Annotated in this window: 19 protein-coding genes and 1 riboswitch; of the genes, 13 read left to right on the top strand and 6 right to left on the bottom strand. The window is 57.9% G+C overall.

Annotated features, from left to right (window positions below; genetic code table 11):
- Positions 1–52 precede the first annotated feature (52 nt).
- Genes AC1VYI_RS09330 through baeR form a run of 6 tightly spaced genes read left to right on the top strand, consistent with a single transcriptional unit; the run spans position 53 to position 10990 of the window.
- Positions 53–1255 (top strand): MdtA/MuxA family multidrug efflux RND transporter periplasmic adaptor subunit, encoded by a 1203-nt coding sequence (locus AC1VYI_RS09330; protein WP_059444993.1) that lies wholly within the window; start codon positions 53–55, stop codon positions 1253–1255.
- Positions 1255–4377: an MdtB/MuxB family multidrug efflux RND transporter permease subunit gene (locus tag AC1VYI_RS09325; RefSeq protein ID WP_134865938.1), complete on the top strand. Its 3123-nt coding sequence runs from the start codon at positions 1255–1257 to the stop codon at positions 4375–4377. The genes AC1VYI_RS09330 and AC1VYI_RS09325 overlap by 1 nt, the downstream gene beginning before the upstream one ends.
- Entirely contained in the window at positions 4378–7455 is a 3078-nt protein-coding gene (mdtC, locus tag AC1VYI_RS09320; RefSeq protein WP_134865937.1) for a multidrug efflux RND transporter permease subunit MdtC, read from the top strand.
- On the top strand, positions 7456–8871 hold the full coding sequence (gene mdtD / locus AC1VYI_RS09315) for an MFS transporter (protein WP_126303446.1): 1416 nt from the start codon (positions 7456–7458) through the stop codon (positions 8869–8871).
- Positions 8868–10271, top strand: coding sequence for an envelope stress sensor histidine kinase BaeS (baeS, locus tag AC1VYI_RS09310; protein ID WP_134865936.1), 1404 nt, complete (start codon positions 8868–8870; stop codon positions 10269–10271). Before mdtD ends, baeS begins: the two co-directional genes overlap by 4 nt.
- Positions 10268–10990 carry an envelope stress response regulator BaeR gene (gene baeR / locus AC1VYI_RS09305; protein ID WP_023312418.1) on the top strand — a complete coding sequence of 241 codons (723 nt, stop codon included), beginning with the start codon at positions 10268–10270 and terminating at the stop codon, positions 10988–10990. Before baeS ends, baeR begins: the two co-directional genes overlap by 4 nt.
- Before the next feature lie 40 nt (positions 10991–11030).
- On the opposite strand, the gene AC1VYI_RS09300 is transcribed toward baeR, so the two are convergent.
- Positions 11031–12047: a PDDEXK family nuclease gene (locus AC1VYI_RS09300; protein ID WP_134865935.1), complete on the bottom strand. Its 1017-nt coding sequence runs from the start codon at positions 12045–12047 to the stop codon at positions 11031–11033.
- A gap of 337 nt (positions 12048–12384) precedes the next feature.
- Between AC1VYI_RS09300 and trhP the strand changes: the two genes are divergently transcribed.
- Positions 12385–13746 (top strand): prephenate-dependent tRNA uridine(34) hydroxylase TrhP, encoded by a 1362-nt coding sequence (gene trhP, locus AC1VYI_RS09295; protein ID WP_023312421.1) that lies wholly within the window; start codon positions 12385–12387, stop codon positions 13744–13746.
- A gap of 161 nt (positions 13747–13907) precedes the next feature.
- Here trhP and AC1VYI_RS09290 read toward each other — a convergent pair whose 3' ends face one another.
- A complete protein-coding gene (locus tag AC1VYI_RS09290) occupies positions 13908–14408 on the bottom strand; it encodes a 2-thiouracil desulfurase family protein (protein ID WP_134865934.1) in 501 nt (166 codons plus the stop codon).
- 141 nt (positions 14409–14549) lie between these two features.
- On the opposite strand from AC1VYI_RS09290, the gene yegS reads away from it, so the two are divergent.
- Entirely contained in the window at positions 14550–15449 is a 900-nt protein-coding gene (yegS, locus tag AC1VYI_RS09285; RefSeq protein ID WP_134865933.1) for a lipid kinase YegS, read from the top strand.
- A gap of 56 nt (positions 15450–15505) precedes the next feature.
- Here yegS and fbaB read toward each other — a convergent pair whose 3' ends face one another.
- On the bottom strand, positions 15506–16558 hold the full coding sequence (fbaB, locus tag AC1VYI_RS09280) for a class I fructose-bisphosphate aldolase (RefSeq protein ID WP_023312424.1): 1053 nt from the start codon (positions 16556–16558) through the stop codon (positions 15506–15508).
- A 250-nt stretch (positions 16559–16808) separates the two neighbouring features.
- Here fbaB and AC1VYI_RS09275 point away from each other — a divergent pair, with 250 nt between their 5' ends.
- From AC1VYI_RS09275 to AC1VYI_RS09265, 3 genes are read left to right on the top strand one after another with little or no spacing between them, the layout of a single operon-like run.
- Positions 16809–18086 (top strand): nucleoside permease, encoded by a 1278-nt coding sequence (locus AC1VYI_RS09275; protein ID WP_482879818.1) that lies wholly within the window; start codon positions 16809–16811, stop codon positions 18084–18086.
- Positions 18083–19087, top strand: coding sequence for an ADP-ribosylglycohydrolase family protein (locus AC1VYI_RS09270; protein ID WP_023312426.1), 1005 nt, complete (start codon positions 18083–18085; stop codon positions 19085–19087). Before AC1VYI_RS09275 ends, AC1VYI_RS09270 begins: the two co-directional genes overlap by 4 nt.
- Positions 19084–20037, top strand: coding sequence for a PfkB family carbohydrate kinase (locus tag AC1VYI_RS09265; RefSeq protein WP_134865931.1), 954 nt, complete (start codon positions 19084–19086; stop codon positions 20035–20037). Before AC1VYI_RS09270 ends, AC1VYI_RS09265 begins: the two co-directional genes overlap by 4 nt.
- Here the strand turns inward: AC1VYI_RS09265 and AC1VYI_RS09260 are convergent.
- Genes AC1VYI_RS09260 through thiM form a run of 3 tightly spaced genes read right to left on the bottom strand, consistent with a single transcriptional unit; the run spans position 20011 to position 22367 of the window.
- Positions 20011–20757 (bottom strand): GntR family transcriptional regulator, encoded by a 747-nt coding sequence (locus tag AC1VYI_RS09260; protein ID WP_023312428.1) that lies wholly within the window; start codon positions 20755–20757, stop codon positions 20011–20013. The genes AC1VYI_RS09265 and AC1VYI_RS09260 overlap by 27 nt on opposite strands.
- Positions 20758–20799: 42 nt before the next feature.
- Complete coding sequence (gene thiD, locus AC1VYI_RS09255) at positions 20800–21600, bottom strand: bifunctional hydroxymethylpyrimidine kinase/phosphomethylpyrimidine kinase (RefSeq protein ID WP_023312429.1); 801 nt, start codon at positions 21598–21600, stop codon at positions 20800–20802.
- Complete coding sequence (gene thiM, locus AC1VYI_RS09250) at positions 21597–22367, bottom strand: hydroxyethylthiazole kinase (protein ID WP_134865930.1); 771 nt, start codon at positions 22365–22367, stop codon at positions 21597–21599. The genes thiD and thiM overlap by 4 nt, the downstream gene beginning before the upstream one ends.
- Positions 22368–22402: 35 nt before the next feature.
- Positions 22403–22499, bottom strand: a riboswitch (TPP riboswitch).
- 626 nt (positions 22500–23125) lie between these two features.
- Here thiM and AC1VYI_RS09245 point away from each other — a divergent pair.
- Together AC1VYI_RS09245 and AC1VYI_RS09240 are read left to right on the top strand one after the other, a co-directional pair.
- A complete protein-coding gene (locus tag AC1VYI_RS09245) occupies positions 23126–24010 on the top strand; it encodes a YadA C-terminal domain-containing protein (protein WP_226484031.1) in 885 nt (294 codons plus the stop codon).
- Between the two features lie 210 nt (positions 24011–24220).
- The gene (locus AC1VYI_RS09240) at positions 24221–24655 is read left to right on the top strand and encodes a hypothetical protein (RefSeq protein ID WP_045402934.1); all 435 of its coding nucleotides are present in this window, start codon (positions 24221–24223) and stop codon (positions 24653–24655) included.
- Positions 24656–24747: the final 92 nt, after the last annotated feature.

The raw sequence follows: 24747 nt of genomic DNA, 5'->3' as shown, positions 1-24747 counted from the left end.
CTGACTAAACTAGTATCATTCCCCGAAGTCTTCAGGATGAGAACGTATAACGATGAAAGGCAGTAACAAATCCCGCTGGGCAATCGCCGCTGGCATCATTGTGGTGGTCCTTGCCGCCGCCTGGTACTGGCACAGTCAATCCGCGAACTCCGCAGCCCCCGCGGGTGCAAATAGTCAGGCACAGCGCCCGGCAGGCGGAGGGCGTCACGGCATGCGCGGCGGCGCGCTGGCGCCGGTACAGGCGGCGACGGCAGTGAATAAAGCCGTTCCTCGCTATCTTACTGGCCTTGGGACCATTACCGCCGCCAACACCGTGACGGTGCGTAGCCGCGTCGACGGCCAGCTGATGGCCATTCACTTCCAGGAAGGTCAGCAGGTTAAAGCGGGCGATCTGCTGGCCGAAATAGACCCGAGCCAGTTTAAGGTCGCCCTCGCCCAGGCGCAGGGGCAGCTCGCGAAAGACAAAGCCACGCTCGCCAACGCCCGCCGCGATCTGGCCCGCTACCAGCAGCTTGTGAAAACCAACCTCGTATCTCGTCAGGAGCTGGACACCCAGCAGTCGCTGGTCAGCGAAACGCAGGGCACCATCAAAGCCGACGAGGCCGCCGTGGCCAGCGCCCAGCTGCAGCTGGACTGGAGCCGCATCACCGCGCCGATTGACGGACGCGTGGGCCTGAAGCAGGTCGATATCGGCAACCAGATCTCCAGCGGCGACACCACGGGCATCGTGGTCATCACCCAGACCCACCCGATTGATTTAGTCTTTACCCTACCGGAAAGCGACATTGCGACCGTGGTGCAGGCGCAAAAATCCGGGAAGGGGCTGGTGGTGGAAGCCTGGGACCGCAGCAACAAGCAGAAGCTGAGCGAAGGTTCCCTGCTCAGCCTGGATAACCAGATCGACACCACCACCGGCACCATCAAGCTGAAGGCGCGCTTTAACAATCAGGACGATGCCCTCTTCCCGAACCAGTTCGTCAACGCGCGTATGCTGGTCGCGACCGAAGAGAACGCGGTAGTGATCCCCACCGCTGCGCTGCAGATGGGTAACGAAGGTAATTTCGTCTGGGTACTTAACAGCGACAATAAGGTCAGCAAGCACCTGGTGAAAACCGGTATCCAGGACAGCCAGACGGTGGTCATCGCCGCCGGCCTTTCCGCAGGCGACCGCGTGGTCACCGACGGCATTGACCGTCTGACCGAAGGGGCCAAAGTGGAAGTGGTTGAACCTGCGAAACAGGGAGCGAAATCCTGATGCAGGTGATGCCCCCAGGCTCTACAGGCGGGCCTTCACGCCTGTTTATCCTCCGTCCTGTCGCCACCACGCTGCTGATGGTGGCGATCCTGCTCGCTGGGATTATCGGCTATCGCTTCCTGCCCGTGTCGGCGCTGCCGGAGGTGGATTACCCAACGATTCAGGTTGTCACTCTCTATCCCGGAGCCAGCCCGGACGTGGTGACGTCCGCCATTACCGCTCCGCTGGAGCGCCAGTTCGGCCAGATGTCCGGGCTAAAACAGATGTCCTCCCAGAGTTCCGGCGGGGCATCCGTCGTTACGCTGCAGTTCCAGCTGACGCTGTCGCTGGACGTCGCCGAGCAGGAGGTGCAGGCCGCCATCAACGCCGCCACCAACCTGCTGCCGTCAGACCTGCCCAACCCGCCGGTCTACAGCAAGGTGAACCCGGCCGATCCGCCAATCATGACGCTTGCCGTCACCTCCTCCGCCATGCCGATGACCCAGGTCGAAGACATGGTCGAAACGCGCGTGGCGCAGAAAATTTCACAGGTCTCCGGCGTCGGCCTCGTCACGCTGGCGGGCGGCCAGCGCCCCGCCGTGCGCGTGAAGCTTAACGCGCAGGCGATTGCCGCGCTGGGCCTGACCAGCGAAACCATCCGCACCGCCATCAGCAGCGCCAACGTTAACTCGGCAAAAGGCTCGCTGGACGGCCCCACCCGCGCCGTCACGCTCTCGGCGAACGACCAGATGCAGTCCGCCGACGAATATCGTCAGCTGATTATCGCCTACCAGAACGGCGCGCCGGTGCGTCTTGGCGACGTGGCGACCGTAGAACAAGGCGCGGAAAACAGCTGGCTAGGGGCCTGGGCCAACAAGCAGCAGGCGATCGTGATGAACGTGCAGCGCCAGCCGGGCGCAAACATCATTGAAACCGCCGACAGCATCCGCACCATGCTGCCGCAGCTGATCGAAAGTCTGCCGAAATCGGTCAGCGTGAAGGTGCTTTCCGACCGCACCACGAATATTCGCGCGTCGGTCACAGACACTCAGTTCGAGCTGATGCTGGCGATTGCGCTGGTGGTGATGATCATTTATCTGTTCCTGCGCAACGTTCCGGCGACCATTATTCCCGCCGTCGCCGTACCGCTCTCGCTGGTCGGCACCTTTGCGGTGATGGTGTTCCTCGATTTTTCGATTAACAACCTGACGCTGATGGCGCTCACCATCGCCACCGGGTTCGTAGTGGATGATGCCATCGTGGTCATCGAGAACATCTCGCGCTACATCGAGAAAGGAGAAAAACCGCTGGCGGCCGCGCTAAAAGGTGCGGGCGAGATCGGCTTTACCATTATCTCGCTGACCTTCTCATTGATTGCGGTGCTGATCCCGCTGCTGTTTATGGGCGATATCGTCGGACGTCTGTTCCGCGAGTTTGCCGTGACGCTGGCGGTCGCCATTTTGATCTCCGCCGTGGTGTCGCTGACCCTGACGCCAATGATGTGCGCCCGCATGCTGAGCCACGAGTCCCTGCGCAAGCAAAACCGCTTCTCGCGCGCCTCCGAGCGCATGTTCGAGCGGATTATTGCCGCCTACGGACGCGTGCTGGCGAAAGTCCTTAACCATCCGTGGGCCACGCTCGGCGTAGCGCTGGGAACCCTGGCGCTCAGCGTGATGCTGTGGATTTTCATTCCGAAAGGTTTCTTCCCGATCCAGGACAACGGCATTATTCAGGGCACGCTTCAGGCCCCGCAGTCGGTCTCCTTCGCCAGTATGGCCCAGCGCCAGCAGCAGGTGTCCGAAATCATCATGAAGGATCCGGCGGTCGAGAGTCTGACCTCCTACGTGGGCGTCGACGGCACCAACCCGTCGCTCAATAGCGCGCGTCTGCAGATCAACCTTAAGCCGCTGGATGAACGCGACGATCGCGTCAACGCCGTCATTGAGCGTCTGCAAAACGCCGTCGCGCGGGTGCCGGGCGTTGAACTTTACCTGCAGCCGATTCAGGATTTGACCATTGATACTCAGGTCAGCCGCACGCAGTACCAGTTCACGCTGCAGGCCACCTCGCTGGACGCGCTCAGCACCTGGGTGCCGCAGCTGGTGAACAAGCTTAACACCCTGCCGCAGCTCGCCGACGTCAGCAGCGACTGGCAGGACAAAGGGCTGGCGGCGTACGTGAACGTCAACCGCGATACCGCCAGCCGTCTGGGCATTACCATGTCAGACGTGGACAACGCCCTGTACAACGCCTTCGGTCAGCGCCTGATCTCCACCATCTACACTCAGGCCAACCAGTATCGCGTGGTGCTGGAGCACAACACGGACAACACGCCTGGCCTGGCGGGGCTGGACTCGGTGCGCCTGACCAGCAAAGACGGCGGCATTGTGCCGCTGAGCGCTATCGCCACGGTGGAAGAACGCTATACCCCGCTGTCGATCAACCATCTGGATCAGTTCCCGTCCACCACCATTTCCTTCAACGTGCCGGACAATTATTCTCTCGGCGAAGCGGTGGAGGCCATTCAGGCTGCTGAAAAAGAACTCAGCTTCCCGTCCGATATTCAGACCCAGTTCCAGGGCAGCACGCTGGCGTTTCAGGCCGCGCTGGGTAACACCATCTGGCTTATCGTCGCGGCGGTCGTGGCGATGTACATCGTGCTTGGTGTGCTGTACGAAAGCTTTATCCACCCGATCACCATCCTCTCTACCCTGCCGACGGCGGGCGTGGGAGCGCTGCTGGCGCTGATGCTGGCGGGCAGCGAGCTGGACGTCATTGCCATCATCGGCATTATCCTGCTTATCGGGATCGTGAAGAAAAACGCCATCATGATGATCGACTTCGCCCTGGCCGCCGAGCGCGAGCAGGGCATGTCGCCGCGCGACGCCATCTTCCAGGCCTGTCTGCTGCGTTTCCGTCCGATCCTGATGACCACGCTGGCCGCCCTGCTGGGCGCGCTGCCGCTGATGCTCAGCACGGGCGTCGGCGCGGAGCTGCGCCGTCCGCTGGGTATCGGCATGGTCGGCGGTCTGCTGGTGAGCCAGGTGCTGACCCTCTTCACTACGCCGGTGATCTACCTGCTGTTTGACCGTCTGGCGCTGTGGACCAAAAGCCGTTTCCCGAAACGTGAAGAGGAGGCATAAGTGAAGTTTTTCGCCCTCTTCATTTATCGCCCGGTGGCGACGATATTAATCTCGCTCGCCATTACCCTCTGCGGCGTGCTGGGCTTCCGGCTGCTGCCGGTAGCGCCCCTGCCGCAGGTGGATTTCCCGGTGATCATGGTCAGCGCCTCGCTGCCGGGCGCGTCACCGGAGACCATGGCCTCGTCGGTTGCCACGCCGCTGGAGCGTTCGCTCGGGCGAATTGCGGGGGTCAACGAGATGACCTCCAGCAGCTCGCTGGGCAGCACGCGCATCATTCTGGAGTTCAGCTTCGACCGGGATATCAACGGCGCGGCGCGCGACGTGCAGGCGGCCATCAACGCCGCACAAAGCCTGCTGCCGAGCGGGATGCCGAGCCGCCCAACCTACCGCAAGGCCAACCCGTCCGATGCGCCGATCATGATCCTGACGCTGACCTCGGATACGTACTCGCAGGGGCAGCTTTACGACTTTGCGTCTACCCAGCTGGCGCAGACCATCTCACAAATTAACGGCGTCGGTGACGTGAGCGTCGGCGGGAGCTCCCTGCCCGCCGTGCGCGTCGGCCTAAACCCGCAGGCGCTGTTCAACCAGGGCGTGTCGCTGGATGACGTGCGCTCCGCCATCAGCACGGCCAACGTCCGCAAACCGCAGGGGGCGATTGAGGACGGCAGCCACCGCTGGCAGATCCACACTAACGACGAGCTGAAAACCGCCGCGGAATATCAGCCGCTCATTATTCACTACAACAACGGCGCGGCGGTGCGCTTGAGCGACGTTGCCAGCGTTACCGACTCGGTGCAGGACGTGCGCAACGCCGGGATGACCAACGCGAAACCGGCCATTCTGCTGATGATCCGCAAGCTGCCGGAAGCGAACATTATTGAGACGGTGAACAGCATTCGCGCCCGTCTTCCGGACCTGCAGGAGACCATCCCGGCAGCAATCGATCTGCAAATTGCCCAGGATCGCTCCCCGACCATTCGCGCCTCGCTTGAAGAGGTGGAGCAAACGCTGATTATCTCCGTCGCCCTGGTGATCCTGGTGGTCTTCCTGTTCCTGCGATCCGGCCGCGCGACGCTTATTCCGGCGGTGGCCGTGCCGGTCTCGCTGATCGGTACCTTTGCCGCCATGTACCTGTGCGGATTTAGCCTCAACAACCTGTCGCTGATGGCCCTGACGATAGCGACGGGCTTCGTGGTGGATGACGCCATCGTGGTGCTGGAAAACATTTCCCGCCACCTGGAAGCGGGCGTGAAGCCGCTTCAGGCCGCGCTGCAGGGCACGCGCGAGGTGGGCTTTACGGTGCTCTCCATGAGCCTGTCGCTGGTGGCGGTATTCCTGCCGCTGCTGCTGATGGGCGGGCTGCCGGGCAGGCTGCTGCGCGAGTTTGCCGTCACCCTCTCCGTCGCCATCGGCATTTCGCTGGCGATCTCCTTAACGCTGACGCCGATGATGTGCGGCTGGATGCTCAAGCGCAGCAAACCGCACTCGCAGCCTCGTCGCAAAGGTTTTGGTCGCTTCCTGATGGCGATGCAGGAAGGCTACGGCAAATCGCTGAAGTGGGTGCTGAACCATACGCGGCTGGTTGGCCTGGTGCTGATCGGCACCATCGTGCTCAACGTCTGGATGTACATCACCATCCCGAAAACGTTCTTCCCGGAGCAGGACACCGGCGTGCTGATGGGGGGGATTCAGGCGGACCAGAGCATTTCGTTCCAGGCGATGCGCGGCAAGCTGCAGGACTTCATGAAGATCATTCGTGAAGACAAAGCCGTGGATAATGTCACCGGCTTTACCGGCGGGTCACGCGTCAACAGCGGGATGATGTTTATTACCCTGAAACCGCGCGGCGAGCGCAACGAAACCGCCCAGCAGGTGATTGACCGCCTGCGGGTGAAGCTCGCCAAAGAGCCGGGGGCAAACCTGTTTTTGATGGCCGTTCAGGATATCCGCGTCGGCGGCCGTCAGGCGAACGCCAGCTATCAGTACACGTTGCTCTCGGACGATTTAGCCGCCCTGCGGGAGTGGGAGCCGAAGATCCGCAAGGCGCTGGCCGCCCTGCCGCAGCTGGCGGACGTCAACTCCGATCAGCAGGATAACGGCGCCGAGATGGCCCTGACCTACGACCGCGAAACCATGTCGCGGCTGGGCATTAACGTTGAAGCCGCCAACAGCCTGCTGAACAACGCCTTCGGCCAGCGCGAGATCTCCACCATCTACCAGCCGATGAACCAGTACAAGGTGGTGATGGAGGTCGATCCGCGCTACACCCAGGACATCAGCGCTCTGGACAAAATGTTTGTGATTAACAACGACGGCAAGGCGATTCCGCTCTCCTACTTTGCCAGCTGGCAGCCGGCCAACGCGCCGCTGTCGGTGAACCACCAGGGGCTATCGGCGGCGTCGACTATCTCCTTTAACCTGCCCGCCGGTTCGTCGCTTTCTGAAGCCAGCGACGCAATTAACCGCGCGATGACGCAGCTTGGCGTGCCGTCCACCGTGCGCGGCAGCTTTGCCGGCACCGCGCAGGTGTTCCAGGAGACGATGAATTCACAGGTGATTTTGATTCTGGCCGCCATCGCCACGGTTTATATTGTGCTGGGCGTGCTGTACGAGAGCTACGTTCACCCGCTGACCATTCTCTCGACGCTGCCGTCGGCGGGCGTTGGGGCGCTGCTGGCGCTGGAGCTGTTCAGCGCGCCGTTCAGCCTGATCGCGCTCATCGGAATCATGCTGTTGATCGGCATCGTGAAGAAAAACGCGATCATGATGGTCGACTTCGCGCTGGACGCCCAGCGCAACGGCAATCTATCGCCGGAAGAGGCCATCTTCCAGGCCTGCCTGCTGCGTTTTCGTCCGATCATGATGACCACCCTGGCGGCGCTGTTTGGCGCGCTGCCGCTGGTTATCTCGGGCGGCGACGGCTCCGAGCTGCGCCAGCCGCTGGGGATCACCATTGTCGGCGGCCTGGTGATGAGCCAGCTGCTGACGCTGTACACCACGCCGGTGGTCTATCTGTTCTTCGACCTCCTGCGGCTGCGCTTCTCGCGTAAAAACAGAACCACGGTGACCGAGTAAATGACCGATCTCCCCGCTAACGTTCGCTGGCAGCTATGGATAGTCGCTTTCGGCTTCTTTATGCAGTCGCTGGATACGACCATCGTCAACACCGCCCTCCCCTCCATGGCAAAAAGCCTGGGGGAGAGCCCGCTGCATATGCACATGGTGATTGTCTCCTACGTGCTGACGGTAGCCGTCATGCTGCCCGCCAGCGGCTGGCTGGCGGATAAAGTGGGCGTGCGGAATATCTTCTTTACCGCCATCGTGCTGTTTACCACCGGCTCGCTGTTTTGCGCCCAGGCCAACACCCTCGACCAGCTGGTGATGGCGCGCGTGCTGCAGGGCGTCGGCGGGGCGATGATGGTCCCTGTCGGGCGGCTAACGGTGATGAAGATCGTGCCGCGCGAGCAGTACATGGCGGCGATGACCTTTGTGACCCTACCCGGTCAGGTGGGGCCGCTGCTGGGCCCGGCGCTCGGCGGCATTCTGGTGGAGTACGCCTCCTGGCACTGGATCTTCTTAATCAATCTTCCTGTTGGCATCATCGGCGCCATCGCCACCCTGACGCTGATGCCGAACTACAAAATGCAGACGCGGCGCTTTGATTTCTTTGGCTTTATCCTGCTGGCGGCGGGCATGGCCACGCTTACCCTGGCGCTCGACGGGCAAAAAGGGCTGGGGATTTCGCCCCTGACGCTGGGGATGCTGGTCGTTATCGGCATCACCGCCATTCTGTGGTATCTGCGGCATGCCAGAGGTAACGATAAGGCGCTGTTCAGCCTGAGCTTGTTTAAAAACCCTACCTATCGCCTTGGCCTGTTCGGCAGCTTCGCCGGGCGCGTCGGCAGCGGCATGCTGCCGTTTATGACGCCCGTTTTCCTGCAAATCGGAATGGGATTTTCGCCGTTCCACGCGGGCCTGATGATGATCCCGATGGTGCTCGGCAGCATGGGAATGAAGCGCATCGTGGTACAGGTGGTGAACCGCTTTGGCTATCGTCGCGTGCTGGTGACCGCCACGCTGGGGCTGGCGCTGGTGAGTCTGCTGTTTATGGCCGTGGCGCTGATGGGCTGGTACTACGTTCTGCCGCTGGTGCTGTTCTGCCAGGGGATCGTCAACTCCATGCGCTTCTCGTCGATGAATACCCTGACGCTGAAGGACCTGCCGGACGATCTGGCAAGCAGCGGCAACAGCCTGCTGTCGATGATCATGCAGCTTTCGATGAGCGTCGGGGTGACCATCGCGGGTTTACTGCTCGGCATGTACGGCCAGCACCACCTCAGCGTCGACACGCCGGTGGCGCATCAGGTCTTTTTGTATACCTATCTCAGCATGGCGGTCATCATCGCCCTGCCCGCTTTCATCTTCGCCAGAGTGCCGGATGATACCAGCAAGAACGTCGTGATTAGGCGCGGCAAAAGGAGTGGTTCATGAAATTCTGGCGTCCGGGCATTACCGGCAAGCTCTTCGTGGCGATATTTGCCACCTGTATCGTCCTGCTGATCACCATGCACTGGGCGGTGCGGATCAGCTTTGAGCGCGGTTTTATTGATTACATCAAGCATGGCAATGAACAGCGTTTACAGGGCTTAAGCGATGCGCTGAGTGAACAGTACGCCCAGCACGGCAACTGGCGTTTTCTGCGCAATAACGATCGCTTTATTTTCCAGATCCTGCGCTCGCTGGAGCACGATACCGGTGACGATCGCCCGGGGCCGGGCATGCCGCCGCACGGCTGGCGCACCCAGTTCTGGGTGATTGATCAGGACATGCGCACTCTGGTGGGTCCGCGTGCGCCGATACCGCCGGACGGCACCCGTCGTGCGATTAAAGTCAACAATGCGACAGTCGGCTGGGTTATCGCCTCTCCGGTGGAGCGCCTGACGCGCAACACCGACATCAACTTTGACCGCCAGCAGCGCCGGACAAGCTGGCTGATTGTCGCCCTCTCCACCCTGCTCGCCGCGCTCGCTACCTTCCCGCTGGCGCGCGGCCTGCTCGCCCCGGTGAAACGGCTGGTGGAAGGCACGCACAAGCTGGCCGCCGGGGATTTTACCACCCGCGTCGATACCCGCAGCCAGGACGAACTGGGCAAGCTGGCGCAGGATTTTAACCAGCTCGCCAGCACGCTGGAGAAGAACCAGCAGATGCGCCGCGACTTTATGGCCGATATCTCCCACGAGCTGCGCACGCCGCTGGCGGTGCTGCGCGGCGAGCTGGAGGCCATACAGGACGGCGTGCGCCAGTTTACGCCCGAATCGGTGGCCTCTCTGCAGGCGGAGGTGGGCACGCTCACCAAGCTGGTGGACGATCTCCACCAGCTCTCCATGTCCGACGAAGGCGCGCTGGCCTACCAGAAGGCGCCGGTAGACGTGATTAACATTCTGGAAGTGATCAGCGGCGCGTTCCGCGAGCGGTTTGCCAGCCGCAACCTGAAAATCGACCTCTCCCTGCCGGACAGAGCGGTGGTGTTTGGCGACAAGGACCGGCTGATGCAGCTATTCAATAACCTGCTGGAAAACAGCCTGCGCTACACCGACAGCGGCGGCAGGCTACATATCTCCGGCAGGCAGGAAAACGGGCGCTTTGCCCTCACCTTCGCGGATTCCGCCCCCGGCGTGCAGGACGCGCAGCTGGAAAAATTGTTTGAACGTTTTTACCGTACCGAAGGCTCCCGCAACCGCGCCAGCGGCGGTTCCGGCCTGGGGCTGGCGATTTGCGTTAACATCGTTGAGGCGCATAATGGCACGATCCGCGCCGCCCATTCGCCTTTTGGCGGGGTTAGCATTACAGTAGAGTTACCTCTGGAACGGGATTTATCGAGAGAAGTATGACCGAGTTACCGATTGACGAAAACACGCCGCGCATTTTGATCGTGGAAGACGAGCCGAAGCTTGGGCAGCTGCTGATCGACTATTTACGTGCGGCCAGCTACGCTCCATCGCTAATCAGCCACGGCGACCAGGTGCTGCCATACGTGCGCCAGACCCCGCCGGATCTGATCCTGCTTGATTTAATGCTGCCGGGCGTTGACGGGCTGACCCTGTGCCGGGAAATTCGTCGCTTCTCCGACGTGCCGATCGTCATGGTCACCGCCAAAATTGAAGAGATTGACCGCCTGCTGGGGCTCGAAATTGGCGCGGATGATTACATCTGCAAGCCCTACAGCCCGCGTGAAGTGGTCGCCCGCGTGAAAACCATTCTCCGCCGCTGCAGGCCGCAGCGCGAGCTTCAGGTGCTGGACGCCGAAAGCCCGCTGATTGTCGACGAAAGCCGCTTCCAGGCGAGCTGGCGCAGCAAGCTGCTGGACCTGACCCCTGCGGAGTTCCGCCTGCTGAAAACCCTCTCCCACGAGCCGGGAAAAGTCTTCTCCCGCGAACAGCTGCTAAACCACCTGTATGACGATTACCGCGTCGTGACCGACCGCACCATCGACAGCCATATCAAAAACCTGCGCCGCAAGCTGGAGGCGCTGGACGCCGAGCAGTCGTTTATTCGCGCGGTGTATGGCGTGGGGTATCGCTGGGAAGCGGATGCATGCAGGATAATGTGAAAATAGTGCCCGCCGCACGGCGGGGCAGAGACGCCAGGCATCAAAACTGTGGGCTTACCGGGAAACGAAAAGGTGTAGCATAAGCAAAAAGTCGCGCTAATACGTCGCGACGCTCGGTGCCTGTTATCATCGCCAGGAAAGCGAAGCCAGTAACATTCAAATCTTGCTGAGAAGGATGTTTATGCATTTTCTTCAAAATAGCATTAACCTTTTCCTCATCAACAAAACTCCAGATAGCCAAAAGTGCCCATCGTTTCCCCGCGGATAACTTTATTATATCGCCTGATGTATTCCAGTCCGGTGGTAATTCATTAATATTGCTTACACTGTCAATACCAGCCGCAGGAATAATAAAATAGTCTGAAAACATATGGACGGCATCTTTCCATGCCTGCAAGAACATCGGTTCATGGATATCATTCATCGCCTTTTCATTTGCATACTGTGCTGCCAAAACAGCATTACAGGCGTAGACCCGAGGTTCATCGTCACCATAAACCTCCGGGACTATCCAACCTGAAGAGTAATGTTCTGCATCATGGGATGTGAAGGTGGGCAGTAGGGCAATAAACTGTGGTAATATATTTTGTAATGAACGAGGAAAAAAACGCTTTGCTAACTGAAAGCCCGCGTGATTTTCCAGTAACAAGGTTTCAATATCCTCTGAATTATAAATCTGGTACAAAATCCCTTTTTTATCTTTCAGTCGCTCAAGTTTTTGCTCAAGTCCGGACGATGCAATGGTGGAATAGAATCCAACAAACTCATCACATTCAAATTCAGCAAGTCTGTCCTGAATGTCTTCTTCATCACTGCGGCCAACGGACTTTTTAGACGGAGCATAGTGTTTGCAGCTAACCAGTTTGGCAATGCGACGTCCGGCAATATCAAACTCAACCCGTATATCTATGCCGCCGTCCGCCCCCCGGCTTGGGCCTTTAGTTACAACCCCTCCCAAAATTTTTTCCATGAATATCTTTGCGAATTTCTCAAATTGGTCGCTATCCGCAGTATCTGCGCTTGCAGAAGCAAGCTCACAGAAATCCAGCCTCGCCATACTTTTCCCCTGATAAATGGTAACGGTTCATAAACAGATTCCGTCTTTTTCTCTGCATTAATCAAGCTACGTGTTCGGATAGGTGCCTGAACAGCCGACTTGACGACGCTCAATAGTGATATACGACTCCACTATCAGCGAGTTTTCCTGTATCTGGTTGATTCGAATTAAGCAAAAGCAGTGGCGTTCAGTCGGCGCCGGATGAGCGGTGATACGACCCCGCGCTTTACCTCCCTGCCCCGCAGCGCTACAATGCCCGCCCTTAAAGTGGGGGATCTCCCCTTACCGCTGCACCTGGTGCACGCGGATCTGACCTGTCATCAGAACGAGAACAAACATGTTTAAACCGGAACTCCTTTCCCCGGCGGGAACGCTGCAAAATATGCGTTACGCTTTCGCCTACGGTGCCGACGCCGTTTACGCGGGCCAGCCGCGCTACTCGCTGCGCGTGCGTAACAACGAATTCAACCACGAGAACCTGCAGCTCGGCATCAACGAAGCGCATGCCCTGGGCAAGAAATTCTACGTGGTCGTGAACATCGCGCCGCACAACGCCAAGCTGAAAACGTTCATCCGCGACCTGAAGCCGGTGGTGGATATGGGGCCGGACGCGCTGATCATGTCGGACCCGGGTTTAATCATGCTGGTTCGGGAGAACTTCCCGGAGATGGATATTCACCTCTCCGTCCAGGCTAACGCCGTCAACTGGGCGACGGTGAAGTTCTGGAAGCAGATGGGGCTGACCCGCGTCATTCTGTCCCGAGAGCTTTCGCTGGAAGAGATCGAAGAAATCCGCACCCAGGTGCCGGATATGGAAATCGAAATCTTCGTTCACGGCGCGCTGTGCATGGCCTACTCCGGCCGCTGCCTGCTCTCCGGCTATATCAACAAGCGCGACCCGAACCAGGGCACCTGCACCAACGCCTGCCGCTGGGAATATAACGTCCAGGAAGGCAAAGAGGATGACGTCGGCAACATCGTGCATAAGCACGAGCCGATCCCGGTGACCAACGTCGAGCCTACGCTGGGCATCGGCGCGCCAACCGACAGCGTGTTTATGATTGAAGAAGCCAAACGCCCGGGCGAGTACATGACCGCCTTTGAAGACGAGCACGGCACCTACATCATGAACTCGAAAGATCTGCGCGCCATCGCCCACGTTGAGCGTCTGACCCAGATGGGCGTGCACTCCCTGAAGATTGAAGGCCGCACCAAATCCTATTACTACTGCGCGCGCACCGCGCAGGTGTACCGCAAAGCCATCGACGATGCGGCGGCCGGTAAACCGTTCGATACCAGCCTGCTGGAAACTCTGGAAGGCCTGGCGCACCGCGGCTATACCGAAGGCTTCCTGCGTCGTCATACCCATGACGACTACCAGAACTACGAGCACGGCTACTCCGTTTCCGAGCGCCAGCAGTTTGTCGGCGACTTCACCGGCGAGCGCAAAGGCGCGCTGGCGGCCGTGGCGGTGAAAAACAAATTCACCAAAGGCGACAGCCTGGAGCTGATGACCCCGCAGGGCAACATGAACTTTACGCTGGAACATCTGGAAAACGGCAAAGGCGAAGCGATTGACGTGGCGCCGGGTGACGGTCATACCGTCTGGCTGCCGGTTCCGGAAGAGGTGGAGCTGAAGTTCGCGCTGCTGATGCGTAACTTCAACGGTGAAAGCACCCGAAACCCACACGGCAAATAGTTAATCAGGGAAATTTTTTCGCGCTGGGATAATTCTTAGAATCGGATCACATACCGCTTCGTTCAATACGGGTATTATCCCCCCGCTGAAAAACATAACCCATAAATGCTAGCTGTACCAGGAACCACCTCCTTAGCCTGCGTAATCTCCCTTACGCGGGCTTATTTTTTGCCTTCTCTCTCCTCAACCCAGGCAATCAGTTCGTCGATTTGCCCCTCCGAGAACACGGCTATCCCATGCTCTGCGAGCAACGATGCAGCAACACCCCTCCCCGCTTTATGTATCCCGCGAAAAGATCCGTCATAAATAAACTGACTGCCGCACGTTGGGCTGCCATCGGTTAATAGTGCTGCGCTACACCCCGACTCCTGAGCAGCGCGTAGCGCGAGCCAGGCTGCAAGCTGATACTGCTCAGTCACATCCTGCCCTGTATTTTCACTAATTCTGGCTTGCCCGTGCATTACGTCTTTGCCATCAGCGGACATAATCTCTGCCGGAGGACGAGGTACAGTCAGCCCGGCCGCAAGTTCAGGGCAGTGGATAACCAGACGCTGTTCCTGCTGCCAGCGAGCGAGCAGCTCGTTCATTCGCGCTTTTTCACTTCCGTTGTAACGAACCTTTAAGCCCATCAGGCACGCGCTTACCAAAATTTTATTCATCATCACTTTCCTGTGATTACGTTACTATCATCGCTGGAGTGTAACGCGCTTTCGGGCATATTTTGTTCCTTTCATCCTGTTCTTACCCGCTTTTTTCCTCTCTGCTATACACTCTTACTAACGCTAAAAAAGGGAGCAGCGCGGATGGCAACCTATCCAGACAGTTTATTGATTCTCAATGGCAAAAGTGCGGGCAACGATCTGCTGCGTCAGGCCATCATAGGTTTGCGTGACGATGGCGCGCGCATTCACGTTCGGGTGACGTGGGAAAAAGGCGACGCGGCACGCTATATCAATGAAGCTCTCGGGCTTGGCGTCAGCACCATCATTTCCGGGGGCGGCGACGGCACCATCAATGAGATTGCGTCAGCGCTTATCGACCTGCCCCCGGCAAACCGGCCGATGATGGGTATATTACCGCTCGGCACAGCCAATGATTTTGCCACCAGCGCCGGGATCCCGGAAGAGCTGGAGAAGGCGCTCCAGCTGGCGATCCTCGGCAAAGCCACCGCTGTGGATATTGCGCAGGTAAATGATAAAACCTGCTTTATCAATATGGCGACCGGCGGGTTTGGCACGCGCATCACCAGCGAAACGCCGGAAAAGCTGAAGGCGGCGCTGGGCGGCGTGTCATACCTGATCCACGGTCTGATGCGCATGGACACCCTCAAGCCTGACCACTGCGAAATTCGCGGCGAGGATTTTCAGTGGCAGGGTGACGCGCTGGTAATTGGGATTGGCAACGGACGTCAGGCGGGCGGCGGACAGCAGCTGTGCCCGGAGGCGCTGATTAATGACGGTCAGCTCCAGCTGCGTATTTTCACTGGCGACGGCCTGCTGCCCGCGCTGTTTACCACGCTGACGCAGCCGGAAGAGAGTCCAAATATCATCGCCGGGAAATCAGCGTGGTTTGAAGTGAATGCTCCCCACGGGATGACCTTTAACCTCGACGGAGAGCCGCTGAGCGGGACGCAGTTCCGCATTGAGGTGTTGCCCGGCGCGCTACAGTGTCGGCTGCCGCCGGACTGCGTGCTTTTGCGCTGATGTTTCGCACGGTGCGCGATGATGCCCTCTCCCACCGGGAGAGGGAGATGGAGCCGTCAGGCAATCGTGACTTTGCTATCCAGATAGACGTCCTGAACCGCATTGATCAGCTTCACGCCGTCGGCCATCGATTTCTTGAACGCCTTGCGGCCAAGGATCAGCCCCATGCCGCCCGCACGTTTGTTGATCACCGCCGTACGCACCGCGTCTGACAGGTCGGTATCACCGCCCGCCGCGCCGCCTGAGTTAATCAGCCCCGCGCGGCCCATGTAGCAGTTCGCCAGCTGGTAGCGCACCAGGTCGATCGGGTTATCGCTGGTCAGCTTGCTGTAAACGCGATCGTCGGTGTAGCCAAAGTTCACCGCTTTATAGCCGCCGTTATTCTCGGCCATTTTCTGCTTCACAATATCCGCGCCGATGGTCGCCGCCAGGTGGTTCGCCTGCCCGGTCAGGTCGGCGGATACATGGTAATCCACGCCGTCTTTCTTGAACGCGTTGTTGCGCAGATATGCCCACAGTACGGTGACCATTCCCAGCTCGTGCGCACGCTCAAACGCCGCGGAGATCTCTTCAATCTGACGACGGGACTGTTCGGAGCCGAAGTAAATCGTCGCCCCTACCGCCACCGCGCCCATGTTGAACGCCTGCTCGACGCTGGCGTAAAGGGTCTGGTCATACTCGGTTGGGTAGCTAAGGGTTTCGTTGTGGTTCAGCTTCACGAGGAATGGAATGCGGTGGGCATAGCGACGCGAAACCGAGGCCAGCACTCCGTAGGTCGACGCCACGCAGTTACAGCCCGCCTCAATCGCCAGCTCAACAATGTTCTTCGGATCGAAGTAGAGAGGATTCGCCGCAAAAGAGGCGCCCGCAGAGTGCTCAACGCCCTGGTCCACCGGCAGGATTGAGAGATACCCGGTGCCGCCGAGCCGCCCGGTGTTGTAAAGCGTCTGCATATTTCGCAGGACCGCAGGCGGACGGTTGTTATCGATCATCACGCGGTCAACGTAGTCGTGACCAGGCAGATACAGCTGGTCGGCTGGAATGGTCATACAACGATGCTGTAAAAGGCTGTCGGCGTCTTTGCCAAGCAACTGCGCAATATCAGTCATGTGATACTCCCGTAAGTCCGACGTCGTGTCGGTGTGTGTTTATCCAGTCCCATCTTTTATGGGCAGACTAAGCCTGGTACCGACTTAACAGATTTTCCACCTTTTGCATTTTTTTTCAGCACAATCTGCTGGCTCGATTCGTGTACAACAAAACTGTTACATTGATCAAACAATCGCCACAAAGGTATTTAAAAGGTATTATTGAGTGGTATGTTAAAGGCGTACCCTCTCTGACATGCAGGATTGAAAAATGAAAACGAAAGTCCAACTGTCATTCATGATGTTTGTTGAATGGTTTATCTGGGGCGCGTGGTTTGTGCCGCTGTGGCTGTGGCTGAGCAAAAGCGGTTTTACCGCCGGGGAAATCGGCTGGTCTTACGCCTGTACCGCCATTGCCGCGATCCTCTCCCCGATTCTGGTCGGCTCGCTGACGGACCGCTTCTTCGCCGCGCAGAAAGTGCTGTCAGCGCTGATGTTCGCCGGTGCGATTCTGATGTACTTCGCCGCACAGCAAACCCAGTTCAGCACCTTCTTCCCGCTGCTGCTGGTTTACTCCCTGACCTATATGCCAACCATCGCGCTGACCAACAGTATCGCCTTTGCCAACGTGGACGACGTCGAGGCCGATTTCCCGTGCATCCGCGTGATAGGCACCATCGGCTGGATCGCCTCCGGTCTTGCGTGCGGGTTCCTGCCGCAGATGCTGGGCTACAGCGATATTTCCGACACCAACATCCCGCTGCTGATGACGGCAGCCAGCTCCGCCCTGCTCGGCGTCTTTGCCCTGTTCCTGCCGAATACGCCGCCGAAAAGTACCGGCAAGCTGGATTTCAAAGTGATGCTCGGGCTGGACGCGCTGATCCTGCTGCGCGACAGAAACTTCCTGGTGTTCTTCTTCTGCTCGTTCCTGTTCGCCATGCCGCTGGCCTTCTATTACATCTTCGCCAACGGCTATCTCACCGAAGTGGGGATGAAAAACGCCACCGGCTGGATGACGCTCGGCCAGTTCTCCGAAATCTTCTTTATGCTCGCCCTGCCGTTCTTTACCAAACGCTTTGGTATTAAGAAGGTCTTACTGCTGGGTCTGATTACCGCCGCCATCCGCTACGGGTTCTTCATTTACGGCGGAGCGGAACAGTACTTCACCTACGCCCTGCTGTTCCTCGGCATTCTGCTGCACGGCGTAAGCTACGACTTTTATTACGTCACCGCGTACATCTACGTGGACAAAAAAGCGCCGGTGCACATGCGCACCGCCGCGCAGGGCCTGATTACGCTGTGCTGTCAGGGCTTTGGTAGCCTGCTGGGTTACCGCCTGGGCGGCGTGATGATGGAAAAAATGTTCGCATACAAAGAGCCGGTGAATGGGCTGACCTTCAACTGGGCCGGAATGTGGACGTTTGGTGCAATCATGATTGCCGTGATTGCCGTGCTGTTTATGCTGTTTTTCCGCGAATCGGATAAAGAGATCGCCGCAATTGAGGTGGTTGATAGCGATGCCGCGCTGACACAAGGGGAAGTTAAATGAAACAAGAACGTGTTCTCGGTGCCCTTTACGGGCAGGCGTTAGGCGATGCGATGGGCATGCCGTCGGAGCTGTGGCCGAGAAAGCGCGTCAAGGCGCACTTCGGCTGGATCGACCGCTTTTTACCCGGCCCGGCAGAGAATAATGCGGCCTGCTATTTCAAACAGGCAGAGTTCACCGACGATACCTCAATGGCGCTGTGCCTGGCGGACGCGCTCATCGAGTGCGACGGGGAGATTAACGCGGACGTTATCGGCAAGCATATTCTGCGCTGGGCGCTCGATTTCGACGCGTTTAATAAGAACGTGCTCGGCCCGACCTCCAAAATCGCGCTTAATGCGATTCGCGACGGCAAGCCGGTTAGCGAACTGGACAACAACGGCGTAACCAACGGGGCGGCGATGCGCGCCTCCCCGCTGGGCTGCCTGCTCCCGGCCACGCGTCTGGAACACTTTGTTGAGCAGGTGGCGCTGGCCTCCAGCCCGACCCATAAATCCGACCTCGCTATTGCCGGCGCGGTGGTGATTGCCTGGGCGATTTCCCGCGCCGTCGACGGCGAAAGCTGGCAGAACATCGTCGATGCGCTGCCGGGTATCGCCCGCTACGCGCAGGAGGCGAAAACCACCACCTTCAGCGCGTCGCTGGCGGCACGTATTGAGCTGGCGCTTAAGACCGTACGGGAAGCCAACGGGGTTGAGTCCGCCAGCGAGCAGGTTTACCAGCTTGTGGGGGCCGGAACCAGCACCATTGAGTCCGTTCCGGCGGCCATTGCGATGGTCGAACTGGCGGGAACCGACCCAAACCGCTGCGCCATTTTATGCGCCAACCTGGGCGGCGATACCGACACTATTGGCGCGATGGCGACGGCCATCTGCGGCGCGCTCCATGGCGTGCAGGCGATTGACCCGGCGCTCAAAGCCGAACTCGACGCCGTCAACCGGCTCGATTTCGGCCACTATAGCGAGAAACTGCTGCACTACCGGGAGCAAAGGGAGGGCGTATGAGTTCATTTGCCCAACGTCTCGACACCCTGCACGCCACGCGCCCGGTGACGGTGCTGGGCGCGGCGGTGATAGACGTCATCGCCGACGCCTACGCCCTGCCCTGGCGCGGGTGCGATATCGAGCTCAAACAGCAGGGCGTGAATATTGGCGGCTGCGCGCTGAATATCGCCATCGCCCTGAAGCGGCTCGGCATTACAGCGCAAAACGCCCTGCCCGTTGGTCACGGGGTATGGGCGGACATCATCCGCAACGCCATGGCGAAGCAGGATCTGCACAGCGCCATCGAGGCCGAAACCGGCGATAACGGCTGGTGCCTGGCGCTGGTGGAGCCAGACGGCGAGCGCACCTTTATGTCCTTTAGCGGCGTGGAGAACCAGTGGCAGCAGCGCTGGCTTGATGTGCTTAACATCCCGTCGAAGAGCCTGGTCTACTTATCCGGCTACCAGCTGGCCTCGCCGTGCGGCGAGCTGCTGACACGCTGGCTGGAGGGGTTGCGGGACGTGACGGCGTTTATCGATTTCGGCCCTCGCATCGCGGATATCCCCGACGCGCTGATGGCGCGGATTATGGCCTGCAGGCCGATCGTGTCGCTCAATCGTCAGGAAGCGGAGATCGCAGCCGAACGACTGGGCGTAGCGGCTGAAAACCTGGGTGCGGAGTGGCAGCAGCGCTTCGGCGCCGCGCTGATTGTGCGGCATGATAAAGACGGCGCCACATGGTATGACGGTGACGTCTCGGGCGTTGTTCCGGCGTTTCCGGCGACGGTTGTGGACACCATTGGCGCTGGCGACAGCCACGCGGGCGGCACGCTTGCCGGGCTGGCGGCGGGATGGTCACTGGCAGACGCCGTTCTGCTGGGGAACGCTGTGGCGTCCTGGGTAGTCAGCCACCGCGGCGGGGACTGCGCCCCGACTCGCGACGAATTATTCCTCGCACACAAAGACGTATAGATCGCTGCGACAGTAGCTGATGCTGTACTCAATCGGCCGGTGCTGTTGGTCAAGCGCAACCTGCTTGATCACCAGCACCGGTATTTTTTCGTCCATCTTAATGTGCGCCTGAAACTCGCTGTCCGGCATGCGGGCGCTAACCCGTGAACGGGTGCGCTGCGGGAAGATATTCTGGCTGCGGAAGTAGTCGTACAGCGAAATGCCAATCGCATCCGGATCGGGAATGAGGCCAACCGGCACCCAGGACTCTTCAATCGACACCGCATCGTCATCCACATAGCGAATGCGCTTGAGCAAAAAGACCTCGCTGTCCGGAGGAATCGACAGGTGGTTTGCGACCTCTTCCGGGCACTTCACCACCCGCTTGTTGACCCACAGCGTATTAGGCTTTTGGCCGCGCAGCACTACCTGCTGGGAAAAACCGCGCGCCTCTTTCAGCGAATATTCAAAGATATTGTTGATTTGCGTGCCATAGCCACGGGAGCGCGTCACCACGCCCTCTTCCTCCAGCGCCTGCATCGCCTTTCGCACAGTGATGCGCGACACCCCGGTTAACTGGCTCAGATCGCGCTCGCCGGGCAAAATATTCCCGTGCTCCAGCACCCCGCTGCGCACCGCGTTTTTTACCGTTTCGGCAAATTTCAGGTACAGCGGCGTGTTGTCAGGCGCGGCGATCCGTTCATTCAGTTGAGCGATTAACCGGGTATGCGCTTGTTCCATCTCTGTTTTCTCAGGCGTGGTGTTTCCTGCCAGTATACTGGGTTACCACCATGCATGAAAATGATGAACCGGCCCAATACCGTGACCCACTTCCAGAGTATCGGCTTTTGCCAGCGCCGCCGAGAGCCAGGTTTTCGCTTCGCGCACCGTATCGGCCCAGCCGTCATGCCGCGGGCGCAGCGCCGCCAGCGCGGCGGAGAGCGTGCAGCCCGTGCCGTGGGTGTTTTTGGTCTGCACGCGCGGCGCGGTAAAGCGTACTTCGCCGTCGCGGGTAAACAGCCAGTCCGGGCTTTCGGCATCATCCAGGTGCCCGCCTTTCATCAGCACCGCGCCGCAGCCCATTGCCAACAGCGCGTTTCCCTGCGCTTTCATCTCGCGTTCAGTTTGCGCATGCGATGTGCCTAACAGCGCGGCGGCTTCCGGCAGATTTGGCGTGATAAGCGCCACCTGCGGCAGTAGCTTTGTACGCAGCGTCTCCACGGCGGAGGCGGAGAGCAGCGGGTCGCCGCTTTTCGCCAGCATGACGGTATCCAGCACCACGTTTTGCACCTGATAGCGTTTAAGCCGCTCGGCCACCGCTTCCACAATATCCGTCTCGGCCAGCATGCCGATCTTGGTGGTATCGATGCGCACGTCGCTGAACACAGAATCCAGCTGCGCGGCAACAAAATCCGGCTCGATACGATAGACCGACTGCACGCCGCGCGTGTTTTGCGCCACCAGCGCGGTAATGACCGAGCAGCCGTACGCGCCAAGGGCCGAGAAAGTTTTGAGATCGGCCTGGATACCCGCGCCGCCGCTGGGATCGGTGCCGGCAATGGTCAGGGCGTTAATCCGTTTCATGCCTGCTCCTCCAGCGTATAGAGCGCATCCAGAAACGCGCTGGCAAAACTGCCAGGCCCACGTGACTGCGCAACGGCCACCGTTCCGGCTCGCTTCATCCATCCGCAGGCGGCAGCGACGTTATCCATCCGGTCGCCAGGCAGCGAGCAGCTCGCCGCCACAACGGCAGAAAGCGCGCATCCGGTTCCCACTACGCGCGTCATCAACGGATCGCCGCCCGTTATCGTGCGGGTGCGTTGCCCGTCAGTGATGTAATCCACCTCGCCGGTGACGACCACAACGGCATTGGTCTGGCGAGCCAGCGCCTGTGCGGCGGGCACCGCGCTGGCTGCGGTATCGGTTGTATCAACGCCGCGCCCGCCCGCGCTCATTCCGGCAAGGGCAAGAATTTCGGAGGCATTGCCGCGAATGGCAGCCGGTTTCAGGGCAAGGATTTGATGGCAAAAACGGGTGCGGAACGTCAGGGCACCCGCGGTAACCGGGTCCAGCGTCCAGGGCTTGCCTGCAGCCACCGCGCTTTCTATTGCCCGACGCATCGCCTGGGCACGCGGCGAGGTCAGCGTACCAACGTTAATCAGCAGCGCATCGGCGATGCCGGCAAACTGTTCAGCCTCTTCGGCCTCAATCACCATCGCGGGTGATGCGCCAAGCGCCAGCAAAACGTTGGCCGTGAAGGTCTGTACGACATCGTTGGTCATACAGTGGGTCAGCGGAGAACGGGTTCGGAAGTAGTGTAAAACGCGTAAATTGAGCAGGTCAGGCTGCATGGTTTCGCTCCTGCCTTGCGTGAAGAAGCGATGACCGGGAAGGCATCTGACTTCCCTACGCTGGCATTATCCAGATCAGGTAATACGGGTATTTCTCAGCCTTCACAAAGAAGGGCACCCCGAGTCAAAATACTTTTAAAACAGTGAGTTATAAAACTCATTAACGTTATGTAGTGTAACCGCGGCCCCAGGCCAGGCGCAAGGAGTTTCGATTTATCACGCCGTTTGTCACAGCGGAAATCTCCAGACGCTCTTTCCCGTCATTTGCCAACATTTATTACGCTTTAGTTAATTCTGGTTCAGTAATTGTTAATACGTTATTGAAAAACTTTATTACGTACTTTTGCTGAGACTATTATTTTTTATTACGTGCTCATTCCGCTTTTATAAGATAGATAAACTTCTTTCGCATGAAAGAATAAGAAAGTACTAATTTATTTAACTCTATTAAACATTTGTACTTTCATCAATAGCTTAACGCTTCCCTTGATTTATCGCACAATCCATAAGTTAATGTATACATTAAATAAACCTCCTCGATACAGCCCCCTGCCCTTTCATTTATTCATATCATTTATGATTTAGATCAAAATCATCAATTTGGGTTTAATCGATAGTTTATTCACGCTACTAAAAAAGGTCCGGGCATCGAATATCCAGTATTTACATACGGAAATACAGATATCCACATGCCACTAAAGCCAAAACTGTTCTGCTTAATTTTGTTTTTTTATACATTAATGATGTGAGTCCTTCGAATGAAACTTTTCAATAAATCTGTTATTCCTGTTTTTGTATTTGGGGTGGTCGCCGGTAGCGCCATGAATATTACCAACGCTGCTGCTGCCGTTTGGGATGACGCATCAATCACAGATATTGTGAATGACCATCAAGACCAAATTACGCAAAACAGGGTCGATAGTATTGCTCGCGATCTCTCAACTGAAAATCGCTTAACGCAGGTGGATAGCGACCTTCAATCCACTAAATTAGGTGTTTTGGTTATTGAGCAAGCCACAAATGACGCTTACCAAAAAGCCTTGCTTGCTGGCGCGCTTGCAGATACTGCCAATCAAAAAAGCGATGCGGCTTTACAGGGCGTTATGACGAACGGCACAGAAATTATCAATATGGAAAACGTTAACAAAGTGCAAGATAACCGTCTTGACAGCCTGGAAAATGCCCCTAAACCCACTAACGGCGTAGATGGTAAAGATGGTAAAGATGGCGTGACGACCACCGTGACGCACATGCAGGTAGACGCAGCAACGCAAACTAAAGTGGCTAATAATACCCAGGCTGTTACCGCCACCGCTCAGGAACTTCAGGCAACAAAGCAGACGTTACAGGCAATGAATAACAACACCAATCAGCAATTCAAATCATTGCATGACGAAGTGGATAATAATAAGAAGCAGGCCAACGCCGGTATCTCGGGCGCCATGGCGATGGCAGGTTTACCGCAGGTACAAACGAATCAGCATGTTATGTTCTCTGCTGGCGGTGCATCGTACAATAATGAAAGCGCCCTTGCCGTCGGGGCATCCGTTAACTTTAGTTCACATGTCATCGCGAAAGTGAGCTTCTCTGATGATACCGCCAATAATATGGGGGCGTCAGTTGGCGTCGGAATGGGCTTTTAACTAAATACAACTTAAGCATTATTAACTGACGCCGTTAAGTTAATAACCCGCTTGCCTCCGGCAAGAATAGCGATGACAGAAAAAACATGCTCAGACATATCATTATTTCAGCGACCCTGTATCTGATGCTCATTGGTGTCGGTATTTGGATCGGCATGATGTACGTCTCTTATTATCTGTGCGTTTTATAAGGTGGACAAAAGTTTAGCCATGAAAACTCAATTAATATGGATTGCACTGATATTGACGGTAGCGACAACACCGGCTCATGCGATTAACGCGCACTATCGTGCTCAATTAGAACGTTCAGGATGTACTGAGATGAACGCGAATGACGGCTCTTGTGATATTCACAAAACAAAAGCCCAAAATGCGGCACAGCACACAACAGCTGCGGTCCACGACCCTTTGCGTGAAGCCACTTTCACATCGGATGCGGTTAACGCCACGATTTCAAATGGCTTTTTTAACGCCACCATAAACGGCAAAAAGGCCATCGTGAAACGTCTGAATGCTCATTTCTATGAGATTCACGGTAATGGTTTTGTTATATCGCTAAGCCTTGATGAGAACGGCATTACGGCGGCGTCCTGGAATAAGACGACGGGGCGTAACCACGGCATTTTGCAGGTGTCGCAGAAATAAAGCTAACAAGGAGGCTGTCTGCCTCCTTTTTGGTCAGCGAATGGCACGATTTGTCACACTCTTTTTTATGAATTTACAGTCGGGGCAGAACA

This window comes from Enterobacter sp. QK-SA4 (genome assembly GCF_056856775.1).
This window is presented reverse-complemented; position numbering and strand designations above follow the sequence as displayed.